The sequence below is a fragment of the Streptomyces sp. NRRL F-5135 genome, from assembly GCF_000719775.1.
GTDB classification, from domain to species: Bacteria; Actinomycetota; Actinomycetes; order Streptomycetales; family Streptomycetaceae; genus Streptomyces; species Streptomyces hebeiensis.
In genome coordinates this window covers 169,304-185,927 of record NZ_JOHR01000008.1, presented here as the reverse complement: position 1 = coordinate 185,927, position 16,624 = coordinate 169,304, and the positions used below count along the sequence as shown (strand labels likewise).

The 16,624-nt window shown below is 72.8% G+C and carries 9 protein-coding genes and 1 pseudogene; 7 read left to right on the top strand and 3 right to left on the bottom strand.

The window, feature by feature from the left end; genetic code table 11:
• Positions 1-138: 138 nt before the first annotated feature.
• Entirely contained in the window at positions 139-3,372 is a 3,234-nt protein-coding gene (locus IG02_RS0115790; protein WP_030747359.1) for a protein kinase, read from the top strand.
• Between the two features lie 228 nt (positions 3,373-3,600).
• Complete coding sequence (locus tag IG02_RS0115785) at positions 3,601-5,553, top strand: serine/threonine-protein kinase (RefSeq protein WP_030747355.1); 1,953 nt, start codon at positions 3,601-3,603, stop codon at positions 5,551-5,553.
• A gap of 144 nt (positions 5,554-5,697) precedes the next feature.
• Here IG02_RS0115785 and IG02_RS0115780 read toward each other — a convergent pair whose 3' ends face one another.
• Positions 5,698-6,660, bottom strand: a complete 963-nt coding sequence (locus IG02_RS0115780; RefSeq protein WP_030747352.1) for an alpha/beta fold hydrolase — start codon at positions 6,658-6,660, stop codon at positions 5,698-5,700.
• 178 nt (positions 6,661-6,838) lie between these two features.
• Between IG02_RS0115780 and IG02_RS0115775 the strand changes: the two genes are divergently transcribed.
• Positions 6,839-8,482, top strand: a complete 1,644-nt coding sequence (locus IG02_RS0115775; protein ID WP_030747349.1) for a succinic semialdehyde dehydrogenase — start codon at positions 6,839-6,841, stop codon at positions 8,480-8,482.
• 164 nt (positions 8,483-8,646) lie between these two features.
• Positions 8,647-10,560, top strand: a complete 1,914-nt coding sequence (locus tag IG02_RS0115770) for a GMC family oxidoreductase (RefSeq protein WP_037803125.1) — start codon at positions 8,647-8,649, stop codon at positions 10,558-10,560.
• Positions 10,561-10,738: 178 nt separating this feature from the next.
• Here the strand turns inward: IG02_RS0115770 and IG02_RS43465 are convergent, their stop codons facing one another.
• Positions 10,739-11,821 (bottom strand): hypothetical protein, encoded by a 1,083-nt coding sequence (locus tag IG02_RS43465; protein WP_267958509.1) that lies wholly within the window; start codon positions 11,819-11,821, stop codon positions 10,739-10,741.
• A 251-nt stretch (positions 11,822-12,072) separates the two neighbouring features.
• Positions 12,073-12,417 carry a chorismate mutase gene (locus IG02_RS0115760; RefSeq protein WP_051765096.1) on the bottom strand — a complete coding sequence of 115 codons (345 nt, stop codon included), beginning with the start codon at positions 12,415-12,417 and terminating at the stop codon, positions 12,073-12,075.
• A gap of 354 nt (positions 12,418-12,771) precedes the next feature.
• On the opposite strand from IG02_RS0115760, the gene guaA reads away from it, so the two are divergent.
• The 3 genes and pseudogenes from guaA to IG02_RS0115745 all read left to right on the top strand — a co-directional run bounded on the left by guaA (position 12,772) and on the right by IG02_RS0115745 (position 16,616).
• The gene (gene guaA, locus IG02_RS0115755) at positions 12,772-14,364 is read left to right on the top strand and encodes a glutamine-hydrolyzing GMP synthase (RefSeq protein ID WP_030747337.1); all 1,593 of its coding nucleotides are present in this window, start codon (positions 12,772-12,774) and stop codon (positions 14,362-14,364) included.
• A gap of 166 nt (positions 14,365-14,530) precedes the next feature.
• A pseudogene (locus tag IG02_RS36425) lies at positions 14,531-15,157 on the top strand (Uma2 family endonuclease).
• A gap of 193 nt (positions 15,158-15,350) precedes the next feature.
• The gene (locus IG02_RS0115745) at positions 15,351-16,616 is read left to right on the top strand and encodes a hypothetical protein (protein WP_030747335.1); all 1,266 of its coding nucleotides are present in this window, start codon (positions 15,351-15,353) and stop codon (positions 16,614-16,616) included.
• Positions 16,617-16,624 lie beyond the last annotated feature (8 nt).

Genomic DNA, 16,624 nt, shown 5'->3' with positions numbered 1-16,624 from the left:
CTGCGACATGTTCGCCCGCGGCCACGTATCGTGAGAACTCGCGAACCGTACGCATCCACAATGAGCCGGTAGACGACCGGAATTGGCGGTTTCGCGAGTCTCCGTGACCGGGAGACAGCGTGTTGGTGGGGAGGCGTCGTGGACGACTACGCGGGCCGGGTGCTGGCCGACCGCTACCGCCTGCCGTTGCCGCCCTCCGACGAGTACGAGCTTGCCGAGACGAGGGCGTTCGACACCTACAGCGGGCAGGAAGTCCTCGTCAGGCAGGTGCCCCTGCCGGAGGTCGTGGACGCGGAGGTCGTCGACGCCGACGGTGACGCCGTGCCGCGCCGGGTCTCCGGACGCTCGGTGCGCAAGGCGACGGATCCGGCGGTACGGCGGGCGATCGAGGCGGCCCAGAGCGCGGCCCAGATCCCGGACCACCCACGGCTGGACCAGGTCTTCGACGTGTTCGCCGAGGCGGGCTCGCTGTGGATAGTGAGCGAACTCGTCGCCGCCAGACCGCTGGCCGCGCTGCTCGCCGAGAGGCCGCTGAACCCGTTCCGCGCGGCGGAGATCGCCTCGGACGTGCTCGCCGCCGTCCGCGTGCTGCACGGGCACGGCTGGACCCACCGGAACATCACCGTGCGCACGGTGCTCGTCTGCGACGACGGGCGCGTCGTGCTCACCGGCCTCGCGGCCGGTGCCGCCGAGGAGGCGCTGTGCGGCTACGCGCCGGTGCCCGTACCGGAGCGGCCCGACCAGGCGGGGCCCGGCCGGCAGGGGCACCACGAGTCGGAGTCCTACGAGCCGGGGCGCCACGGACCGGAGTCCTACGACTCGGAACCGTACGGGGCCGATCCGTACGGGGCGGAGCGGCCCGGCGCGCACGCGCTCGAGCAGGGCGGCGAGCAGGACCACGAGCAGGGTTACGGGGCCCCGGGCGGACCGCGGGACCGTCCCGGGCCGGCGGACCACGTCGTACCGCCCCAGGGGCTGGCGGGCCACGGCCATGAGGCGCCGGGGCTGCCGTACGACCCGGGGGTGACCACGGGCGTGCCGGGCGGTCCGGGCCGAGCCGCGCTGGAGACGGCACGGGCGGCGGACGCCCCGTACGACGACGGCGCCTCCTCCGGTACGTCCGGCGCGATGCCGCGTCCGCCACGCGACACGTCCGGGATCCCGGCCCCGTACGGCGGCCGGAGCGCGCTGCCGGGCGGGAGTGCCGCGGGTGACATCCGGGCCGCCCGTGCCGGGGCCATCGCCGCCTACCGCGCGGGCGCACGCGCGGCGGCACGCGCGCACGAGGACCAGGGGCCGGGCGCGGAAGCGCTGCCTCCGTCGGCGGACCGGGACACGGACGCGACGGGTGTGGCGGGAGCGACGGACACGACGGGAACGGGTGGCCAGGGCGTGGGCTCCGGCGCCGACGTCACCCGACGCGGTGAGGGAACGGACGCCTCCGCGCGGCACGTCCCGGCGCACGGTCGGCCGGACCGCCCGTCGCCGGAATCCGCGTACGACCCCGCGCCGGGGCCCGTGTACGACTCGTGGGGCACCCAGGAGGACCGCGGCCCCTCGAGCGGCGGCGAGCCGGACTGGTGGGACCGGCCCCGGCCCTTCGGCGAGGCCGACGCCGACGAGGACGACGACCCGCCCACCCCCTACCGGCCCCGGCTCTCGGGCAGTTGGCACGACGGCCCGACGTCATGGAACGACTCCTCCGGGTCGCTGCCGGCGGCGGGCGGCGGCGGAAGCGGCCGAACGGGCGCCGCCAGCGGGACCGGCATGAGCGCCGGCACGGGCGGCGGCGCGCAGCGGTACGCGGCGGCCCTGCCCGCCGTACCGGAACCGGGCGCGGGAGCCGGACGCTGGGACGACATCGTGGCGAGCGGTTCGCTGCCCGCCTACCGGGGCCCCGCCACGCCGCTGGCCGCCGAGCGCGCCCGGCAGGCGCGGATCGCCGTCGTCGGCGCGGTCACCGAGCGCTGGGCGCCCGAGCAGGCCGGGCCCGTGCACGAGAACTGGCAGCTGGCCCCGCCCATCGGGCCCGCCACCGACCTGTGGGCGCTCGGCGCGCTGCTGTACCGCGCGGTGCAGGGCCACGCCCCGTACCCGGAGGAGAACGCGGCCGAGCTCGTCCAGCTCGTCTGCGCCGAACCACCCGCATTCGCCGAGGAGTGCGGTCCGCTGCGCCCGGTCGTGGAGTCGCTGCTGCGACAGGACCCCACCGAACGCCCGGACTTCGAGGAACTGCGCGGCTGGCTGCGGTCGCTCATAAGGTCCGCGCCCGAACCGGAGGCCGGACTGGACGTCGTACCGCTGCCCGCGGACGAGACGCGGCTGCCGATCGTGCGGCGCCGTGGCGAGTTGGTGCGCAAGCGCTGGTGGCGGGGGCGCGACCGCGACCTCGGTCACGGGCGCCACCGTCACCGCAGGGGCAAGGAGCGGGCGGAGCGCGCGGGCAGGGACAGCGGGGCCGGCGCGATCGGCATGTCCGGTGCGGACATGTCCGACGAGCGGACTCGGCAGGCGCGGTTCCAGCAGGAGGCGACGCTCCCGTACGGGGACGACGGCCGGTACCCGCCCGGGGCCGAGGAGGCGTACGCCCGCGCGGAACGGCTGGGCGCCTCCGGGCGGTCGGGGCAGGGCCGCGGCCCGCGCGCGCTGGGCCGCACCCTCCTGCTGCTGATACTGCTGCTGCTCGCCGCCGCCATCGCCTACGCCGTTCTCTTCATGCCCAAGAACGACACGGGTGGCCCCGGCAGCAGCGTCGGCGAGGCGAGTCCGGGCGTGTCCGCCGGGGGCGCGGCGCCGGGCGGTCGGAATTCCGGCCGGCCGTCGGAAACGACGGACCCCGGCTCGGCGGACGCGGGTTCGGGCGGCGCCGAGCAGCCCAACGCCTCCGCGCCGCAGACCTCCGACCCCGCCGTCAACGTCGCCGACGGCTACGTCCTCCGCAAGGACAGGGAAGGGTTCCAGATCGCGGTCGACGAGGACTGGCAGCGTCGGCCCATCAACGACAGCGGGCAAGTCCGCTACGAGGGCGGCGACTTCACGCTGATCGTCGTACCGGGCCGGGACTCCGTCGCGGACAACGGCGCGGACCCGCTGGCCTACCAGCGTGACAAGGAGCGCGAGATCCAGCCGTACCGCGACTCCTCCTGGGCGGAGGTCAGCGGGGAACGCCGGGTCGACGTGGGCCGGCAGGCCATGGCCGAGGGCCGGTACACCTGGCAGGACAGCAGCGGCCGCCCCGTCTACGTACGGAACCTCGCGATGGTCATCGGTGGCCGGTACCACGTCATCCAGGTCATCGGCCCGGAGGGAGAGCGGGACAAGGTCGACGAGATGTACCAACAGGCCGTGAACGCCTACCGCATGACGGGCTGAGAGGTAAGGTCCTCTTCACGGAGGGTGACCGAGTCGGGATCTCCCGCGCCGTCAGGAGGCGTACCCTGTCCCGCCGTACGTCCTCTACGGGCGACTTTGTCGCGCTCTGGGATCACAGTGCGGTTACCTGGGACACCCGAAGTTCCCCCCATGGGCCTTCGCTCCGTAACCTGTGACCCCGAGGAACCGGGCAGGACATGGAGCACGATCGAGGTACGGGGCACGGACATGGGTACGAGCACGGGGCCGGTGCTCGCCGGCCGCTACCGGCTGGGTGAGGCCATCGGCAGCGGCGGCATGGGCAAGGTGTGGCGCGCCCACGACGAGGTGCTGCACCGCGTGGTGGCCATCAAGGAGCTGACCGCGGGGAACTATGTCTCCGAGGCCGACCGCGCCGTCCTGCACCGGCGGACCCGCACGGAGGCGCGGGCCGCGGCCCGGATCACCCACCCGGGCGTCGTGACCGTCCATGACGTCCTCGACCACGACGACCGGCCGTGGATCGTCATGCAGTACGTCGAGGGCCCGTCCCTGGCCGACACCATCAAGGCGTCGGGGCCGCTCGCGGTCCACGAGGTGGCCAGGATCGGCCTGGAGACCCTCGACGCACTGCGTGCCGCGCACGCCGCGGGGGTGCTGCACCGCGATGTGAAGCCCGGCAACGTGCTGCTCGAACGGGGCAGCAGGGTGCTGCTCACCGACTTCGGCATCGCGGCGATAGAAGGGGACTCGACCCTCACCAGGACCGGTGAACTCATCGGTTCCATCGATTACCTGGCACCTGAACGGGTACGAGGCTCCGACCCCGGGCCGGCGTCCGACCTCTGGTCGCTGGGGGTGACGCTGTACACGGCGGTGCAGGGGAACTCGCCGTTCCGCCGCACCTCACCGCTGAGCACCATGCAGGCCGTGGTGGCGGAGGAGGTGCACCGCCCCGAGCGTGCGGGGCCGCTCACGTCCGTGATCGACGCGCTGCTCGCCAAGGAGCCGCAGGACCGGCCGGAGGCGGACGAGGCCGAGCGGATGCTCCGCGGGGTGCTGGAGGGGCGGGCGGAGAGCGCCGAGGCGACGACGCACGCGCGGACCCGGGTGCTGCCGGACAGCGACCGGCTGTCGTCGCCCGCCGACGCGCAAGCCCCCGCCGACGCGCAAGCCCCGTCTCCCGCGCAGGAGCTGCCTCCCGCGCAGGACCGGCCACAGCCCGCGGCCTCGGAGTCCGCCGGGAGCCAGTCGGCATCGGGCATCGAAGCCGGAGCCGGGGCCGGAGCGGCTGCCGGGACCGGCCTCGGCGCCGGTGGCGGTGCCGTCGCCGCCTCCGATACCGGCGCAGGAGCCGGGGTCGGGGCCGGGACCGTGCCACCCGGACCGATGCCGTCCGCACCTCTTCCGGCGGGGTACCACCAGCCGGGCCAGGGGCAGGGGCCGGGCGAGCCCCGGGCCCAGGGCCCGCACGGAGCCCGGGAGCCGGAGCGGGACCGTCGGCGCGACCGCAGGCGCAGGACGCTCGTGGCCGTCGTCGTCGCGGCTCTTCTCGGGAGCGGTGCCGGATACGCCGCCCTGCAGTACTCGAACGGCGGTGGCGGTTCCGAGGAGAACGTGACCGACACCGGAGGCGGAACGGGGAACGGTGGTACGTCCGGTGACGATACGACCGCCGACGACACGACCTCCGGCGGAACGGACCATGGCGACACCGGCGGCTCCCAGGGGGACACGGTCGCCGAGGGCTGGCAGCGCGTCGAGGCCCCGGAGGGCTTCAGCATGAGCGTCCCCGAGGGCTGGGAGCGCCTCACCGACAGCGAGCAGATCGACTACTCCCCCGACAACGGTCTGCATCTCATACGGATCAGCATCGGCCCGCCCGACTTCGAGACGCCGTACCAGCACCTGCAAAGCATGGAGCAGGGCGTCCTGAAGCGGCTTCCGCAGTACGAACGGCTGGAGCTCGCGCCGAACGAATTCCGCGACATGAAGCTGTCCGCCCGCTGGGAGTTCACCTGGAACGCGACGGCGGCGCCGATCGAGCGGCGCGCGATCGACCAGGTCTACTACTCCGAGGACAGCACCACGGAGTACGCCATCTACATGGCCGGTCCCGCGGAGGACTGGACCGAGACGCGCAAGCAGTTCGACGCGGTCCTGCGCAGCTGGCAGCCGCCGCCGAGCGACGCCGCCCGCTGACTGTCACGCTCTGTATCCGCTCCTCGGCAGCACGGCAGCACGGCAGCACGGCAGCACGGCAGCACGGCAGCACGGCAGCACGGCAGCACGGCAGCACGGTGGCACGGCGGCACGGCGGCCGGAACGGACCGGGACCCGGCTGGATCAGAGCAGTTCGTCCAGGAAGCCGAGCAGTGCCGCGTTGACCTCGTCCGGCCGCTCCTGCTGTGTCCAGTGGCCGCAGCCGGGGAGGATGAGAGGCTCCCGGATGTCGGGCAGCAGCCGGGGCAGGTTCTCGACGAGTTCCGGGGTGCCGGGGAACGTGGTCACCAGGTCCCGGTCACCGGCGATGTAGAGGGCGGGCGGCTGGACCCTCGCACCGGCCCAGGGGGCCGTCAGCTCCCAGTTCCGGTCGAGGTTGCGGTACCAGTTCAGGCCCCCGGTGAAGCCGTTCGCTGCGTACTCCTCGGCGAAGACGTCCACATCGGCCTCGGTCAGCCAGGACGGCAGCGTCTCCGGTTCGGGCATCCGCTCCAGGAAACCGCCGCCACGCGGGACGAGCGGCTGGGGAGGGGTGACGTTGGCGGGGTTGTCGCCGGAGGCCGCGTAGAGGAACCGCCGCAGGGACGTGCGCACGTCCCGTTCGAACTCGGCCTCGGCGACCCCGGGCTTCTCGAAGTAGTTCCAGTAGAACTGCCCGTCGAACAGCTTGTTCATCGCCTCCAGCGGCCGGGAACCGCCCCGGAACGGCGGCGGGACGCTCAGCCCGGCGACCCCACGGACGACATCGGGCCGCAGCAGCGCCGTGTGCCAGGCGACGGGCGCGCCCCAGTCGTGGCCCACGACGAAGGCCCGTTCCTCGCCCAGCGCGTGGATCAGGCCGACGACATCGCCGACGAGGTGCAGGATCGTGTACGCGTCGACCGCCTCGGGGCGTTCGCTGCGGCCGTAGCCGCGCTGGTCGGGGGCGACGACATGGAAGCCGCGGGCGGCGAGCGGGCCGAACTGGTGCCGCCACGAGTACCAGCACTCGGGGAAGCCGTGCAGCAGCACCACGAGTGGCCCTTCGCCCTCCTCCGCGATGTGCAGCCGTACACCGTTCACGTCGACAGCGCGATGCTCAACCATGTGCCCCAGAATAGTGACGGGGCGTCAGCTGTCGACCGTGTCATTGCCGAAGGACCGCTGACCGCTGACCGGTTTTGGCACGTCGGTTCCGGTCGCTTCCGGTCGGTCCGAGCGGGCCGGGCCGAATGTGTTACCGCCTGGTAGTCAAACGTCCGGGGAGCGACATACCCTCGGGCGCATGACCGACTCGCAGGATCCCACCGCACCTGACACCGGCGCCGGGCTGCCGGGCCCGCTCGGCACCAACCCCGTCGCGGCCGTCCCCGCCGGTGCGCGCACGGCGGCCGATGTCGTCACGCCGGACGTGGTCGCCCGGCTCACGCGCGACGTCGTCGGCTCGGGCCGTACCGCGAGTCATACGCCGTTCACCGCCCGGAAGCTGGCGGACCTGCCCGAGTCCACCCCCGAGGACGTGGCGACCGCGTTCGACCGGGCCCGTTCCGCCCAGCCCGTCTGGGCCGCCACGCCCGTGCGCGAGCGCGCGGCCGTCCTGCTCCGCTTCCACGACCTCCTCCTGGAACGCCAGGCCGAGGTCCTGGACCTCGTCCAGCTGGAGACGGGCAAGGCCAGGCTGCACGCCCACGAGGAGGTCCAGGGCGTGGCCGTCGTCGCCCGGCACTACGGCCGGGCCGCGTCCTCGTACCTGCGCCCGAAGCGGCACATCGGCGCCGTCCCCGTGCTGACGAAGGTCACCGAACTGCGCCAGCCGCGCGGGGTCGTCGGTCAGATCGTTCCCTGGAACTACCCGCTCGAACTGTCCGTCGGCGACGCCCTGCCCGCGTTCGTCTCCGGCAACGCCGTCGTGATGAAGCCCGACACGGAGACCGCGCTGTCCGCGCTGTGGGCGCGCGAGCTGCTGATCGAGGCCGGGCTCCCCGAGGCGGTGTTCCAGGTCGTGCTGGGCGAGGGCCCGGTCGTCGGGCCCGAGGTGGTGCGGCACGCGGACTACGTCTCGTTCACCGGCTCGACCCGTACCGGCCGTGAGGTCGCGGCCAAGGCCGCCGCCCGGCTCGTCGGCACCACCCTCGAACTCGGCGGCAAGAACCCCCTGCTGGTGCTCGCGGACGCGGACGTGGAGAAGGCGGCGGCGGGCGCGGTCCGTGCCTGCTTCACCTCCGCCGGGCAGTTATGCGTCTCGGTCGAGCGGCTGTACGTCCACGAGTCGGTCGCCGACGTCTTCGCGGAGCGGTTCGTGGCCCGCGTGAAGGCGATGCGGCTCGGCACCTCGCTCGCGTTCGGCGCGGACATGGGGTCCCTGGTCGGCGAGCGCCAGTTGAAGGCGGTGACCGGCCATGTCGAGGAGGCCGTGGCCAAGGGCGCCACGGTCCTCGCCGGCGGTGTCGCCCGCCCCGACATCGGGCCGTACGTCTACGAGCCGACCGTCCTCGAAGGCGTCGAGGCGCCCATGGCGCTGTGCGCGGAGGAGACCTTCGGTCCGGTCGTCTCCCTCTACCGCTTCGGCGACGAGGACGAGGCGATCCGGCTCGCCAACGCGACGCCGTACGGACTCAACGCCAGCGTGTGGACGAGGGACGCCCGGCGCGGCCACGAGGTCGCGTCCCGGCTGCGGGCGGGCACGGTCAACATCAATGAGGCGTACGCGTCGGCGTACGCCAGCGTGCGCTCGCCCATGGGCGGCATGAAGGACTCCGGTCTGGGCCGGCGGCACGGCTCCGAGGGCATCCTCAGGTTCACCGAGGCCCAGACTGTCGCGCAGCAGCGGCTCCTGCCCATGGGGCCGGCGTTCGGGATGGACGACGAGGCGTACGCCGCGTTCATGAGCCGGGGCCTGCGGGTGATGAAGGCACTGCGGCTGCGGTAGCGCGCGGTGGTGCGCGGCAGCGCGCACTCCGGCGGCCCCTCCCGCCCTCTCGACGAGGAGAGCCAGTGACACAGGACAGTCCCGCACAGGCCGGCGGCCACGCCGGGGACGACGACCGGGGGCACGGCGACCGCGCGCATGAGGACAGCGCGCACGAGGACAGCGTGCGGGAGGACAGCGTGCGGGAGGACAGCGCGCACGAGGACCGGGCGTACGCCGACCGGGAGTACGACTATGACGTCATCGTGGTCGGCTCCGGGTTCGGCGGCTCGGTCGCCGCGCTTCGTCTGACCGAGAAGGGTTACCGCGTCGGCGTCCTGGAGGCGGGCCGCCGCTTCACCCGCGACACCCTCCCCAAGAGTTCCTGGGATCTCAGGAACTACCTCTGGGCGCCCGCCCTCGGGCTCTACGGCATCCAGCGGGTGCACCTGCTCGGCCATGTCATGGTGCTCGCGGGCGCCGGGGTCGGGGGCGGCTCGCTCAACTACGCCAACACGCTGTACGTACCGCCCGCCGCCTTCTTCGAGGACCCGCAGTGGGCGGCCGTCACCGACTGGAAGCGGGAACTCGCCCCGTACTACGACCAGGCGCGGCGCATGCTCGGCGTACGGACCAACCCGACCATGACCGCCTCCGACGTCCATCTCAAGGCGACCGCCGAGGCGATGGGTGCCGGGGAGAGCTTCCACCGGGCACCGGTCGGGGTCTTCTTCGGCGACGGCGAGGACGCCGACGGCAAGGGCGCCGCGGCCGAGCCCGGGACAGCCGTGGACGATCCGTACTTCGGCGGCGCGGGACCGTCCCGTACCGCGTGCACCGAGTGCGGCGCGTGCATGACGGGCTGCCGGCAGGGCGCGAAGAACAGCCTCACCGAGAACTACCTCCACCTGGCCGAGCGGGCCGGGGCGGTCATCCGTCCGATGACGTCGGTGGTCGCGGTGACGGAGGACGGCGCGGACGGCTACCGGGTCTTCACCGTGCCGACCGACGCGCGCCGCGTCACGGGACGCAAGAGTGCGGCTGCGGACACGGACACCGGCGCGGACACGGACACGGACACGGGCGCGGGCAGGCGGCGGGGGAGCGCGCGTCACACCGTGCTGCGCGCCCGTCGGGTCGTGATCGCCGCGGGCACCTACGGCACGCAGACGCTGCTGCACACGATGAGGGACCGTGGCCTGCTGCCACGTCTCTCGGCCCGGCTGGGGGAGCTGACCCGTACCAATTCCGAGGCGCTGGTGGGCGCGCAGACCGACGACCGGCGCTACCGCGCACGCCATGGCGCCCGTACGTGCGACTTCACGCGTGGCGTCGCCATCACGTCCTCGATTCACCCGAACGAGTCCACGCACATCGAGCCCGTACGGTACGGCAAGGGTTCCAACGCGATGGGGACGCTGTCCATCCTGCAAGTGCCGTACGCGGAGCGGCGGATACGGGCCTGGCTGGGACACGCAGCCCGGCACCCGGCGTTGTTGCTGCGGTCGTTCTCCAACCGCCGCTGGTCTGAACGTACGATCATCGGCCTGGTCATGCAGTCGCTGGACAACTCCCTGACGACGTACCGCAAACCGAGGGGCCTGGGGAAGGGACTGCTGACCGCCCGCCAGGGACATGGCGCTCCCAACCCGAAGCAGATACCGGAGGCGACGCGGGCGGCGACACTGCTCGCGGAGGAGATCAACGGCTTCCCGGGCAGCAATGTGGGCGAACTGATGGGGACGCCGCTGACCGCTCACTTCCTGGGCGGCTGCCCGATCGGCGCGTCGGCGGCGGAAGGCGTGATCGACCCGTACCACCGGCTGTACGGCCACCCCGGCATCTCGGTGGTCGACGGCTCGGCGGTCTCCGCGAACCTCGGCGTGAACCCGTCCCTGACCATCACCGCGCAGGCGGAGCGCGCGATGGCGTTCTGGCCCAACAAGGGGGAGCCGGACCCGCGGCCCGCGCAGGGCACGCCCTACGTCGCGCTGGAGCCGGTGCGACCGGTCTCACCGGCGGTACCGGAGGAGGCGTTCGGCGCGCTGCGGCTGCCGTTCCTCGGCATGCCGAAGATGCCCGGCGACTCCGGGCGGTAGCGGTAGGCGGGGGCGGTCGCCGGAGGCGGGAGCGGGCGGGCATGCAAGAGGCGCTGCACCCCCCTCCGAGTGCAGCGCCTCTTACGTATGCGGGCCGTTCGCACGCCGCCCGTGTGCGTGCCGCGTGCGTGCGGCCGTGCGGCCGGTACGACCCGAACGGCTCGTACGGCGTTCTTCGTTACGCGGCGGCGCCGCTCCGGCGCCGCTTCACCGCGAACATCACGCCGGCACCGGCCACGATCGCGATTCCGCCGGCCATCCCGACGACCGGGAGCACGGACGAGGAACCGGTCTCGGCGAGGGTGCCCGTCGGCTTGATCTCCGTGTTGCCCGCGGGCTTGGCCGGCAGCGGCTTCTTGCCGCCCTGCGGGGTGGCCTCGTTGGGGTCGCCCGCGTCCTTTCCGGCGGCGAGGACGTCGAACAGGTAGACCTCGTAGTCCCCGACGACGCAGTCACCCTCGTCGTCGGCGTAGAGCCCGATGCCGAACGCGTAACCGATTCCGTCGGGGGCGGACTTGTCCACGCTCATGCGCAGGTCGACGGAGTACGTCGTCTTCGCCTTGACGTCCGTGTAGCCGAGGTAGCCCTGCTCGTCGTCCTCGGCGTCGACGGAGATGTCCTTCCACGTACCGGACTCGGGGTCCTTGTACTGGAGCGTCAGGTGGTCGGTGCGGTCCTCGAAGGTGTCACCGTCGACCTGCGCGGCGAAGACGCCGAGGTCCACGCGCCGGTAGTCGGTGTTCCCCTTGTTCGCGACGTCGAGTGTGAAGGCGTGGAAGCCGCTGCCCGCGACGACGCGCTCCGGGAGACCGGAGAACGTGGTCTTGAGGTTCGTGTCCTCCTTCACCTCTTCGCCGTCCAGGCAGCCCTCGGGGCCGTCACCGGGGGAAGCGCTCGGGGAGGCGCCCGGGTCGGTCGGCTCGGCGGCGGACGGGGAGGGGGCGGGAGTCTCCGGGGTGGTCTCGGACCCGGGCGCCGACGGCTCGGGGTTCTCCGGAGTCTCCGGGTTCTCCGGGGTCTCCGCGGCAGGCTCGGAGGCGGTCGCGGAGGGGTCCTGGCCCTCGGGGGCCGTCCCGGGCTCGGACGGGTCCTGGTCGGGGCTCTCGGGTGTCTGCTCGTCAGGTGCGGCAGGCGGCTGCGGCTCGTTCACCGTGGTGTCCTGGGCCCCGTCGGCCGCGAAGGCGGCAGGGGCCGCGAGGAAGGCGGTGGGCGCTATGACGGCGGTCGCGGCGGCGGCGGCCAGGGAGCGGCGGAGCTTCATGAAGACCTCTGCGATGTCCGGCGCACCGCTGGGCGCGGTGCGTTGAGTCGTGGGGCCTTCCCCGGCTGGGGGACACAGGTGAGGCCGTTGGATTTCGCAAGCAAGACCTGTGACCCGTGTGAATGGTTGTCCTCGTTTTCACAGAATCTTTAAGTGTCCTGTGTCACATGCGCCGCAGGTCCCCCTGCGGTGCCGCCGATGGAACCGGCCGGCACCGGGACGGTCCCGGTGCCGGCCGCCCGGGAGCGGCCTCAGACGCGGCCCCGGCACAGCTCCAGCAGCGTCATCGCCAGCGCCGTACCGGGTTTGCCGAGGGCGTCCCTGTAGCGGCCGAGGATCTCCATCTCGCGCGAGAGATTGACCCGGCGGCCCCCGGAGGCGATCCGGGCGTCCTGGATCACCGCCGAGACCGCCATCCGTTCCTGTACGAGGCCGAGGATCCGGTCGTCGAGCGCGTCGATGCGCTCGCGGGCGCCGCCGATGAGCGCGGCGGCCTCGTCCGTACGGGCGCCGGTCCGCTCGGTGGCGGGCGTGGTCACGCGGTCGGAGGTGGTCACGGTGTGGGAGGTGGTCACGGTGCCGGTGTCGACTGCCATGGGCTGAAACCTTTCGGGAGCGGTGCCCCGCTGACCGGACGGCCCCGGACGCGACAGACGCCCCGGGCCTGTTCGGCCCGGGGCGCCTGGGAGGTCGCTTGTCAGATCAAGCAGCACGACCATGGCAGCCGGACGGGCCGGTGCCATAGGTAAAGACGAAGCTGTGCTGCTGACGCATGCGCCCAGTATGGACCGTGCTTCCCGGAGACGGCGGAGCGTGCCGCATGGTGAGACGGCCGGTGGTCCTGGCGGTGGCGTGGGTGCTCCGTCGCTCGGTGTCCCCGTGGGTGTCGGCGCCCCCCGTTAGAATCGAGGAGAACCCCGAGTCACTCTCCATCGCCGGAAGGCCGCCACGTGCCAGCAGCGCCCCCCGCCGCCCCCGCCACGCCCGACGTCGTCCTCGTCGTCGACTTCGGCGCGCAGTACGCCCAGCTCATCGCCCGCCGCGTCCGCGAGGCCCGGGTGTACAGCGAGATCGTGCCGTCCACGATGCCCGTGGCGGAGATGCTGGCCAGGAAGCCCAGGGCGATCATCCTCTCCGGCGGCCCGTCCTCCGTGTACGCGGAGCACGCGCCGGCCGTGGACCGTTCGCTCTTCGAGGCCGGGGTCCCCGTCTTCGGGATGTGCTACGGCTTCCAGCTGATGGCGACCACGCTCGGCGGGACCGTCGACAACACGGGTGCGCGTGAGTACGGCCGTACCGAGCTGCGGGTCTCCCGCCCCGACTCCACGCTCTTCGAGGGCACCCCGGCCGAGCAGCCGGTCTGGATGTCGCACGGCGACGCGTGTTCCGCCGCCCCCGAGGGGTTCACCGTCACGGCGTCCACGGACCTGGTCCCGGTCGCGGCGTTCGAGAACGACGAGAAGAAGCTGTACGGGGTCCAGCACCACCCCGAGGTGATGCACTCCACCTTCGGCCAGCAGGTCCTGGAGCACTTCCTCTACCGGGGCGCCGGCATCGAGCCGAACTGGACCACCGCGAACGTGGTGGACGAGCAGATCGAGGCCATCCGCGCGCAGGTCGGCACCAAGCGTGCCATCTGCGGCCTGTCCGGCGGTGTGGACTCGGCCGTGGCGGCCGCGCTGGTGCAGAAGGCCGTCGGGTCCCAGCTGACCTGCGTGTACGTCGACCACGGGCTGATGCGCAAGGGCGAGACCGAGCAGGTCGAGAAGGACTTCGTGGCCGCGACGGGCGTCCAGCTCAAGGTGGTCGACGCCCAGGAGCGCTTCCTGACGGCGCTGGCCGGGGTGTCCGACCCCGAGCAGAAGCGGAAGATCATCGGCCGGGAGTTCATCCGGGTCTTCGAACAGGCGCAGGCCGAGATCGTGGCCGAGGCGGGCGCGGAGGGCGAGGACGTCGCGTTCCTCGTCCAGGGCACCCTCTACCCGGACGTCGTGGAGTCCGGCGGTGGTACGGGCACGGCGAACATCAAGTCCCACCACAACGTCGGCGGCCTCCCCGAGGACATCGAGTTCGAGCTGGTCGAGCCGCTGCGCAAGCTGTTCAAGGACGAGGTCCGGGCGGTCGGCCGGCAACTGGGCCTGCCGGACGAGATCGTCGAGCGCCAGCCGTTCCCCGGCCCCGGTCTCGGTATCCGCATCGTCGGCGAGGTCACGCGCGAGCGCCTCGACCTGCTGCGCGAGGCGGACGCCATCGCCCGCGAGGAGCTGACGGCCGCCGGCCTGGACCGCGACATCTGGCAGTGCCCGGTGGTCCTCCTCGCGGACGTCCGTTCCGTCGGCGTCCAGGGCGACGGCCGCACGTACGGCCACCCGATCGTGCTCCGGCCGGTCTCGTCGGAGGACGCGATGACGGCGGACTGGACGCGCATGCCGTACGAGGTGCTGGCGAAGATCTCCACCCGCATCACCAACGAGGTCGCGGAGGTCAACCGCGTGGTCCTCGACGTGACGAGCAAGCCCCCGGGGACGATCGAGTGGGAGTGACCACTCCTCCCGGCCCCGGCCCGTGCCGCCGGGCCCCGGCCCGTGACGCGTGACACGGGCAGCAGGCCAACACCGACGCCGTCGCCCATTCGTTTGGGCGGCGGCGTCGGCGTTTGACGTGGGTACGCTGCCGATAGACGCGAGACTCCGTCGCATGGGAGCAATCATGAGCGCCGCACCTGAGCATGGGCTGGAACCGCGGTACCAGTGGCCGATCCCGCCCGCCGGGGGCTGGACCGCGGACGATCTCGACCGGATTCCGGGCCTCCCGCCGCACACCGAGCTGATCGACGGGAGCCTTGTTTTCGTGAGTCCGCAGCGAAGGTTCCACACGCGCGCCTTGTGGCTGCTGGAGAACAGCCTGCTCTAGCAGATGCCGGACGGCCTGGACGTGGATCGCGAGATGACGATCAGGATCGACCGAAAAAACCGCCCGGAGCCGGACCTCGTGGTCTTTCGGGGGGAGGGCGATGAGGACGCGGATTCGGACCCGGACCAGACGTGGTTCCGCCCCGAGGACATCGTTCTCGCCGTCGAGGTCGTCTCCGACGACTCTGTGGAACGTGACCGTGACGTCAAGCCGCGGAAGTATGCCGCCGCCGGTGTGCGCTTCTTCTGGCGCGTGGAGGAGGAACACGGCCTCCCCGTCGTCTACAGCTACGAACTCGACCCGGCCACTCACGTGTACGTGCCGACCGGCATCCACCGCGAGCGGCTGGAGCTGAAGGAGCCGTTCCCGATCGACATCGACCTCACCGCGGTGAACCGACGCCGACCGTCGCCGGACGGCTGAGGCCGAGGGGTCCCTGAAGATTGCCGGTCCGGCGTGTCAACCCCGTCACCGGGTTCTCACTCTTCCTCGCCTTCCGACGGCGCGCGTCACCGCCCTCGTACGGCACAATTCCCAGTTACGGCACGGACGTTCACGGCAGTTCGCCAAGGTCGCCGTGGCTCGGAGTCTCGGGGTGGGGAAGGCGGCGTTCGGGGTGGCGGTGCAAGACGCGGAGCGGCGTGCGCACGGCGGGAGCTGTACGTGCGGGGACTGTCCGCTCGGGGCGCGGGAGGGGCATCGGCGGGCCGTCGCCGCGTTCCTGGTGAAACGGGACGAACTGGCGGCGGGGCGGGGACTTCCCACCGCGCTCGCGCACTCGGCGGGTGCCTCTCGCCAGTGGGTGTCCGACGCGCTGACCGAGTCCGCCCGCGCGGTGGCGGAGCGCGGGCGGGAGGCGGGCGAGGCCTGGCTGCACACCGTTCCGCGCCATACGCTGCTGGCGGTGTGGGGCGCTGTCGCCGTGATCGCGCTCGGCCAGGCCGGCACCGCGATCGGCGCCGGCTGGACCGCCGCGCGCACGGCCGGACTGCTCGCCGCCCTCGTCGTCGCCGGGCTGCTGACCGCGGCCGCCCGGCTGCACCGGGCGCGCGGCGGCCTGCTGGCACCGCTCATCGGCGAGGACAACCGGCTGTCGACCTCGCGGACCGTCGCGTCCGGCTGGGTGCTGCTCGTCGTCTTCGCCGTGCTCGTGCTCGCCCTCCAGCTCGCGGGCGCCTCGGGACCGGGCAGGCGGGACGAACTGATCGCCGGACTCGAACTCGCCCGGGGCGTCGGCCTGGTGACCGTACTGGCCGTGGTCTGCGCCATCGCCGTCGTCGTACGCCGGGTGGTGACCGTACGGGTGCTGGCCCAGCGGCTGCAGAAGGTGCGGGCCGAACGCCCGCGCCCCGCCGACCTGCTCTGCGACGACAGCGGGCGCGGCAGTTTCACCGATGTGCAGTACACGCTGGTGAACGCCGTCGCCGTGGTGTTCTCCGCCGTCCGGCTGGCCCGGCGGCCCGACCAGCTGCCCGACCTGCCCTGGGCGCTCGTCCTGCTGGTCGTCGTCTCCGCCGCCACCTATTTCGCGGGCAAGTACGCGGAAGGCGGGCGGCCCGTCGTCCTGTCGGTGGTACGGGCCCGGGAAGCGGGCGACCTGGACGCGCCGATCCGTACCGGGGACGACATCGAGATCCGGGGCGCCGGATTCGTCCCCCCGGGCGCGGGCACGCCGGACCGGCTGGCCCGGATGGTCGTCAGGATCGGGCCCGTACACGTCCACGTTCCGCTCGTGCCGGTGCCCGGCGGGTTCGCCAACCCGTCGGACACGGCGCTGACCGTGCCCGTCCCGGTGGACGTGGAGCCCGGCCCCGTCGAGGTACAGGTGGTGACGGCGGCCGGCGTGGAGACGAACCGGGTCGTCGTCGATGTCGCGGACTGACCGGTCTC